1 protein-coding gene is annotated in these 311 nt (G+C 57.9%); it reads right to left on the bottom strand.

The features are described 5' to 3' along the window. The coding region (locus ALO64_RS26430; protein ID WP_235805016.1) for an acyl-CoA dehydrogenase N-terminal domain-containing protein at positions 1-212 on the bottom strand (212 nt) is incomplete at its 3' end. Positions 213-311: the final 99 nt, after the last annotated feature.

Raw genomic sequence — 311 nt, 5'->3', positions numbered from 1 at the left:
TCGCCATTTTCATAGCGCGGCTCGTTTTCGTCAGCCTTGCGGTTGTGTGGCGCAAAATATTTTTCTGCGATAGTACGCGCCGTCCCCAGCGCTGCATCGAAGGTTTCCCGCGAATGCTCGGCAAACCGCTCACGCCGCGTCAGCCCTTCGGCGTCCAGCACTTCATACAGCTCGAAAGCCAGGTTTCGTGAACTGAGCAGCGACTCGGACATGATGGCGTACCTATTCTTGGAATGACCCAAGTCTAGGTCGGGTTGAGGGGGGAGGGTAGCAAGATTGATTCGGGTGATGGTCGAGCGTGTGCGGGGGGG

This window comes from Pseudomonas meliae, from assembly GCF_001400515.1.
GTDB lineage: Bacteria > Pseudomonadota > Gammaproteobacteria > Pseudomonadales > Pseudomonadaceae > Aquipseudomonas > Aquipseudomonas amygdali.
The sequence above is the reverse complement of the archived record's forward strand: the minus strand, read 5'-3'. Positions and strand labels throughout refer to the sequence as shown.